Source organism: Occallatibacter sp. (assembly GCF_036502485.1).
GTDB lineage: Bacteria > Acidobacteriota > Terriglobia > Terriglobales > Acidobacteriaceae > Telmatobacter.
This window is the reverse complement of record NZ_DASXYM010000044.1, coordinates 23,465-29,643: the sequence shown is the minus strand read 5'-3', so window position 1 is coordinate 29,643 and position 6,179 is coordinate 23,465. Positions and strand designations below refer to the sequence as shown.

Genomic DNA, 6,179 nt, shown 5'->3' with positions numbered 1-6,179 from the left:
GCCATGATCTTGTCGAGAGCCTGGCGTTCGATGATCGAGTAGGAGCCGTTTTTAACCAGCTGGGCGATCAGCAGGTCAGTGACGCCCTTGCCCACGTCCACGTTGCTGCCGAACATGGCGGAGGAGTAGCTCTGCACAGTGGCGTAATCGAAGTCCATCACAGCGACGCGGGCCTTGCGGGCCTGCGCCGAAAGAGGGCCGGAGAAAGTGGCGCTGAGAATCAGCACGACAAGCAGAACGCGGACGGAGAAAAGTGATTTCATCATCAGCCTCAGGAAGTGAAGATAGGCGGGGCCCGGCTAACCAGAGGGGAACGATGCAAGGTTCGGTCCGTTCGGGTCGCATGTCAAGAAAAAACAGGGAACGACCGGAACCTTGAGTTCTTGCCTCTGATTGCAGGCGCACCGGCAAGCCTGCCGGGGAGCTCCGTGGGAAAGTGGCCCTGGTGGGCGGATTGTGACGTTGGGGGTATTTGCTCCCCGGGTTGGCGCAAATCGGCAGTCTCTTGGAGGGCGGGAATTTCCACCCTTATCCACAGGTTTGCTCGGCACGGATCGCTATGCTAACCTTAAGTTCTGTGCCGAAGAACGCGCGGAGTGCTGGTGTGTCCGCGCAATTCTGAGGGTTCCGGAGCGGTTTCCCGGAGTGGTCGAAGGGCGATTGCCGCGCGGGCGGCAGGGCGCCCGGAGGGCTGGCGTAGCTCAGCTGGTAGAGCATCTGATTTGTAATCAGAGGGTCGGGGGTTCAAATCCCTTCGCCAGCTCCACTCAAGAAAGCGACGGAGCTGAAAAGCACGTGAGTTTTACCGGTGCTGAAACGGTGAGCATCGGGCCTGTCCCTGCGGTGACCCCACCTTCAGGTGCATGCAGCAAAGCCGGGGCTGGAAGGCCACGGTAAGCCGGAAGATGATCCGGTGGAATGCTGGTGCGCGGAAAGAGGTTCCGGATGGATAGGGCCAGGGTTGCACAGGTGGCCGAGCGGTTAATGGCAGCAGACTGTAAATCTGCCGCTCCTTGGAGCTACGGAGGTTCGAATCCTCCCCTGTGCACCAGTTTTAAGTTCGTGGTCTCGCCCTGTGGTACGAAAGAAAGCGCAGGGTGGGGGCACGGAAAGTTTGCTGGGCGGTCGAGGTAGGGCGATGCGCGACGAGCAGCAGGGAACGCGCAGCGGGTCAGATCTGGAACGGCGGTATCCGGTGGCGCTGGCAATGTACGGTGTGCTGGCGGTGCTGGTGTGGTTTACCATCGGTGATGGCTCAGTGATCGCGATGGGCCGGCGGGTGGAAGTGCGATGGGTGGTAGAGTTCATCCTCGCCATGTTGGTGTTCCGCACGGTGATGGCCATGCAGGCTGACCGGATCCGGCGGGGCGGGAAGTAAGACAGCTTTCAGCTCTCAGCGTCAGCCCTCACGGGCGGGATTGAGGCGGAAGCGGAAGTTTTAGAAGGGCTGATGTAGCTCAGTTGGTAGAGCACTCCCTTGGTAAGGGAGAGGTCACCGGTTCAAGCCCGGTCATCAGCTCCAGAAATGCAAGTGGTCAGTGGTCAGCGATCAGTGATCAGCGAGCCCAGCGGGCGGATTCTGATCACTGATGCTGAGCTCTGATCACTGAGTTTTTGCGGGAGTAACTCAGTGGTAGAGTCACAGCCTTCCAAGCTGTTGGTCGCGGGTTCGAGTCCCGTCTCCCGCTCCAGAGTTCAGTAGAGCCTTCAAGCAAGACAGTTCCACGCAGATCATGTTCCAGAGGTAAGAAGTGGGAAAGATGTTTGAGCAGGCAGCCATCGCCGTCCAGGACCAGAAGGGGTTTAGCCAGATGCATTCGTTGCTGGACGCGGCGTTTGCCCCCAGTGATGTAGAAGTTCTGCTGAACCGTGTGGTGAAGGCGAAGCTGCCGGTGCGGGATTTCGAGACGGTGATCCAGCGCGGCTATCTGGGTAAGGGAGCTCTGGGGGTTTATCAGAGCCTGCCGGTGAGCGATCAGGGGCTGATCCGGGAGCGGTATCTGACCCTGGTGGAGCAGGTGCCGGCGGAAGTCCGGCAAAGGTTTTTCAAGGCGTACGCGTACTACTGAAAAACCGGCTGCTAGCTTCTGGCTTGCGAGATGCGGAGTTGGACCAATGTGGTCGGCACGTGCGAGATGGAGCTGAAAGCCGGCGGATAGAAGCTAGGGGCTGATTTTCAAGTCCAACGAAAGGGACACGCAATGGCGAAGGAAAAATTTGATCGTTCAAAGCCGCACGTGAACGTGGGAACGATTGGCCACATCGATCACGGCAAGACCACACTGACGGCGGCGATCACGAAGGTTCTGTCGAAGCACAACCCGAAGATCGCGTTCCGGTCATTCGACTCGATCGATAACGCTCCCGAAGAGCGCGAGCGCGGCATCACGATCGCGACGGCGCACGTGGAGTACGAGACGGCGAACCGTCACTACGCGCATGTGGACTGCCCCGGCCACGCCGATTACATCAAGAACATGATCACGGGCGCGGCGCAGATGGACGGCGGCATCCTGGTGGTCGCGGCCACCGACGGCCCCATGCCGCAGACCAAGGAGCACGTTCTTCTGGCCCGCCAGGTGGGTGTGCCGTACATCGTAGTGTTCCTGAACAAGTGCGACGCGGTGGAAGACGAAGAACTGACCGACCTGGTGGAGATGGAAGTGCGCGAGCTTCTGTCGAAGTACCAGTTCCCCGGCGACGATGTGCCGGTGATCCGCGGATCCGCACTGGGCGCGCTGAACGGCGAGCCCAAGTGGGAAGCGCAGATCGACGCGCTGATGGAAGCGGTGGACAAGTATGTGCCGCAGCCTGACCGCGCCATCGACCTGCCGTTCCTGATGCCGATCGAAGATATTTTTTCGATTTCCGGCCGCGGCACGGTGGTCACGGGCCGTATCGAGCGCGGCAAGGTGAAGATGGGCGAGGAGACCGAGATTGTCGGATTCCGCGAGACCCGCAAGACGGTAGTGACGGGCGTGGAAATGTTCAAGAAGCAGCTGGACGAAGGTCTGGCAGGCGACAACGCCGGCCTGCTGCTGCGCGGCATTCCCAAGGAAGACGTGGAGCGCGGGATGGTTCTGGCCAAGACCGGATCGATCACGCCGCACACCAACTTCAAGGGCGAAGTGTACGTGCTCTCGAAGGAAGAGGGCGGCCGCCACACTCCGTTCTTCAAGGGCTATCGGCCTCAGTTCTACTTCCGTACGACCGATGTGACGGGCGTAGCGGAACTTCCTGAGGGCGTGGAGATGGTGATGCCGGGCGACAACGTTCAGCTGGTAATTGAGCTGATCACGCCGGTAGCCATGGAGAAGGGCCTGCGCTTTGCCATCCGCGAAGGCGGACGCACGGTCGGCGCGGGAACCATCTCGGAAATTATCAAGTAAGAGAACAGTTCACGGTTCATAGTTCTCCGTTCACAGCCACTGCGGCTGAAAGATTCGCGGTAGTTGTGAACGGAGAACTGAAAACTAAGAACTGAAAAGAATGGATTTGCGGCGGAGCAGGAAGAAATTCGCCGAATCGGTTAGGATTGAGAGATGCGGGAAATTGTGACATTGCAGTGCACTGAGTGCAAGGAGCGGAACTACTCGACGACCAAGAACAAGAAGACGACCACCGGCCGTCTGGAGTTCAAGAAGTTCTGTAACCGCTGCCGTAAGCACCAGGCGCACAGAGAAACGAAGTAACGAGGACAGTGGTCAGATGTCAGTGATCAGGCGCGGGTGTTGCGGGGGGAGGCGAGAGCCTGAACCGGGCTACCGCGGAACTGATCACTGACCACTGAGCGCTGACAACTGCTTTAGGGGCGTAAGCTCAACGGTTAAACTGTCGGTCTCCAAAACCGAACTTGGGGGTTCGAATCCCTCCGCCCCTGCCAGATTTGGAATTAACTCCGGCTTGAAGCCGGACGCGAAGGAAACAGCAGCATGTCAACGAAGGCAACAGTCATGAACGATGAACGGCCGCTGAAGAAGCAGGAACCCAACGCGGTCTCGAACCTCACGGGGAACGTGACGGGTACCTGGGGCAAGTTCACCAACTTTCTGAGCGACGTGCGCGCCGAGATGCGCAAGGTGGTGACACCCAGCCGCAAGGAAGTGGAGTCGACGACCACGGTTGTGATCGTGGCCGTGTTCATTTTCGGATCGTTTTTTTTCGTGGTAGACGCTGTTTTCAGCCGTGTAGTCGAGCAGATTCTGCACACGCTGGGCGCACAGTAAAGCTGCGCAAAGCGCAGTGAGGCGGCGGGATGACGCTGGAACAAGAGAGCAAGATGGCAGATGAATTAGAACAATCCGCCGAGCAGCAGCCGACGGCGCCGGAACAGGCGGAAGGCCAACCGGAGGCAAATCCGCGCTTCAAGTGGTACATCCTGCACGCTTACTCCGGCTTTGAGCGCAAGGTGAGGGAGTCGATCCAGAGCCGGGTGCAGGCCTTTGGGCTGGGTGACCGCGTGGGCCGGGTGATGATCCCCACTGAGCCGGTAACCGAGATCGTCAACGGCAAGAAGCGCACCGTCGAGCGCGTGTTCCTGCCGGGGTATGTGCTCGTCGAGATGGAACTCGACAACAACCTCTGGCACGTGCTGAAAGAGACGCCGAAGGTGACCGGGTTCCTGGGCACCGGCGACAAGCCCGTGGCGCTGAGCGAGGAAGAAGTGAGTTCGATCCTCTTCCGCAGCGAAACGGTGAAGGACAAGCCGCGGCTCAAGATCAAATTTGAGAAGAACGAGTCGGTGCGCATCACCGATGGCCCGTTCGCGAACTTCAACGGCGTGGTGGATGAGATCAACGAGGATCGCGAGACCCTGAAGGTGATGGTCACGATTTTCGGGCGGTCCACCCCTGTCGAACTGGAATTCGGCAAAGTCGAAAAGATTGAGTAACTGCACCTTCTAGCTACTAGCTTCTAGCTTCTAGCCGGTGCGTGGACCTAGCAGCCGCCGGTTTATTAGCGAACGCATGGAGTGCAGGACCAAAATGAATGAAGGAATAGCCAGCTGGTAGCTAGAAGCTAGGAGCTAGTAGCTGGTTCTGAAGGAACTGAAATGGCACCTCCGAAGAAGGTATCTACTTACGTCAAGCTGCAGATTGAAGCTGGCAAGGCAACGCCGGCGCCCCCGGTTGGTCCCGCGCTCGGTCAGGCACAGGTCAACATCATGGAGTTCTGCAAGCAGTTCAACGCGCGCACGACCAACAAGGAGATGGCCGGTCTGATCATTCCCGTGGTGATCACGGTGTATGCGGACCGTACCTTCAGCTTTGTCACCAAGACGCCCCCCGCGGCCATTCTGCTCAAAAAAGCAGCCGGCATCGCCAAGGGTGCGGGCACGCCCAACAAGGACAAGGTGGGCAAGGTGACCGAAGCCCAGGTGCGCGAGATCGCCACGCAGAAGATGCCGGATCTGAACGCCGCCAGCGTTGAGACCGCCATCAAGAGCATCAAGGGCACGGCCCGCTCGATGGGCATCGAAGTCGTCGCATAAGACGGCGGCCCCCCTTCCGGATCGAAACGAAACGGCTGCGCCAGGCGCGGCCGTTTCCTTTTTCCGTCGCTTTTGCCCGCGGAGAATGAGACCTATGCGATGGGTGCTCCCCGGGGGCATGCAGAGGGGTCGTTGGGGCTGGTGCGCCGGTCCCCCCGCGAGAACGGCCGGTTCTTGCAATCCCGTTTGAAACCAAGACATCTGAACGCCGTTTGTGCGCTGTTCATGCCCGCACCAGCATCCCGACGTGATCCAAGTACCGGAAATCGGACTGAGCCGTTGCGGACCGAGACACTTCATCCTGCTGATTTTGCGGGGCGGCGCAGGTTGCGTAAGAACAAACCGGCGGCCGGCGTTCCGTGGGAGCCTGTTTACGCAAGGCGATGCGGGAGGGAAGCGTGCGAGCCGCCAAACGGCTACTATTGGGAATGATCATCGTGCTGGCGTTCAGCGGCGCTCTCAACGAGCGCGCCTATGCCTGGCACCACAAGCCGCATCTTCGGAAACCCCACAACTCCCATTACAAGAGCGGTAAGTTCGCAGAACTTCTAGGCGGCAAGCACAAGACCCCCAAAAAACCACATTACTCAAAGGTCTTTTGAGACGGGGCCTGGAGAACCCGGCCGTTACGACGAGACAGGCTCGGCCGGAGTCGTTCGTCTCGCCGTCGCGGGTATGTTCAGAAACG

Annotated in this window: 9 protein-coding genes and 5 tRNA genes; 13 read left to right on the top strand and 1 reads right to left on the bottom strand. The window is 59.3% G+C overall.

Annotation, left to right across the window (positions count from 1 at the left end):
- Positions 1-266: CsgG/HfaB family protein (locus VGL22_RS07695; RefSeq protein ID WP_465266320.1), on the bottom strand; the 266-nt coding region annotated here is incomplete at its 3' end.
- Between the two features lie 424 nt (positions 267-690).
- Between VGL22_RS07695 and VGL22_RS07690 the strand changes: the two genes are divergently transcribed.
- The 13 genes from VGL22_RS07690 to VGL22_RS07630 all read left to right on the top strand — a co-directional run bounded on the left by VGL22_RS07690 (position 691) and on the right by VGL22_RS07630 (position 6,093).
- Positions 691-766 (top strand) — tRNA-Thr (locus tag VGL22_RS07690).
- Positions 767-963: 197 nt separating this feature from the next.
- A tRNA-Tyr gene (locus VGL22_RS07685) sits at positions 964-1,051 on the top strand.
- An 87-nt stretch (positions 1,052-1,138) separates the two neighbouring features.
- On the top strand, positions 1,139-1,378 hold the full coding sequence (locus tag VGL22_RS07680) for a hypothetical protein (RefSeq protein WP_465266319.1): 240 nt from the start codon (positions 1,139-1,141) through the stop codon (positions 1,376-1,378).
- Between the two features lie 68 nt (positions 1,379-1,446).
- A tRNA-Thr gene (locus VGL22_RS07675) sits at positions 1,447-1,522 on the top strand.
- 94 nt (positions 1,523-1,616) lie between these two features.
- Positions 1,617-1,691 (top strand) — tRNA-Gly (locus VGL22_RS07670).
- Positions 1,692-1,760: 69 nt separating this feature from the next.
- On the top strand, positions 1,761-2,069 hold the full coding sequence (locus VGL22_RS07665; protein WP_465266318.1) for a hypothetical protein: 309 nt from the start codon (positions 1,761-1,763) through the stop codon (positions 2,067-2,069).
- Positions 2,070-2,201: 132 nt separating this feature from the next.
- Positions 2,202-3,389, top strand: coding sequence for an elongation factor Tu (gene tuf / locus VGL22_RS07660; RefSeq protein ID WP_465266317.1), 1,188 nt, complete (start codon positions 2,202-2,204; stop codon positions 3,387-3,389).
- A gap of 153 nt (positions 3,390-3,542) precedes the next feature.
- Positions 3,543-3,692: a 50S ribosomal protein L33 gene (gene rpmG, locus VGL22_RS07655; protein WP_082661970.1), complete on the top strand. Its 150-nt coding sequence runs from the start codon at positions 3,543-3,545 to the stop codon at positions 3,690-3,692.
- A 115-nt stretch (positions 3,693-3,807) separates the two neighbouring features.
- A tRNA-Trp gene (locus VGL22_RS07650) sits at positions 3,808-3,883 on the top strand.
- A 49-nt stretch (positions 3,884-3,932) separates the two neighbouring features.
- Positions 3,933-4,226, top strand: a complete 294-nt coding sequence (gene secE, locus VGL22_RS07645; RefSeq protein ID WP_465266316.1) for a preprotein translocase subunit SecE — start codon at positions 3,933-3,935, stop codon at positions 4,224-4,226.
- A 53-nt stretch (positions 4,227-4,279) separates the two neighbouring features.
- On the top strand, positions 4,280-4,891 hold the full coding sequence (gene nusG / locus VGL22_RS07640; RefSeq protein WP_465266315.1) for a transcription termination/antitermination protein NusG: 612 nt from the start codon (positions 4,280-4,282) through the stop codon (positions 4,889-4,891).
- Between the two features lie 162 nt (positions 4,892-5,053).
- Positions 5,054-5,491 (top strand): 50S ribosomal protein L11, encoded by a 438-nt coding sequence (gene rplK, locus VGL22_RS07635; protein ID WP_465266314.1) that lies wholly within the window; start codon positions 5,054-5,056, stop codon positions 5,489-5,491.
- A gap of 398 nt (positions 5,492-5,889) precedes the next feature.
- Positions 5,890-6,093 carry a hypothetical protein gene (locus tag VGL22_RS07630; protein WP_465266313.1) on the top strand — a complete coding sequence of 68 codons (204 nt, stop codon included), beginning with the start codon at positions 5,890-5,892 and terminating at the stop codon, positions 6,091-6,093.
- The last annotated feature ends 86 nt before the right edge of the window (positions 6,094-6,179 follow it).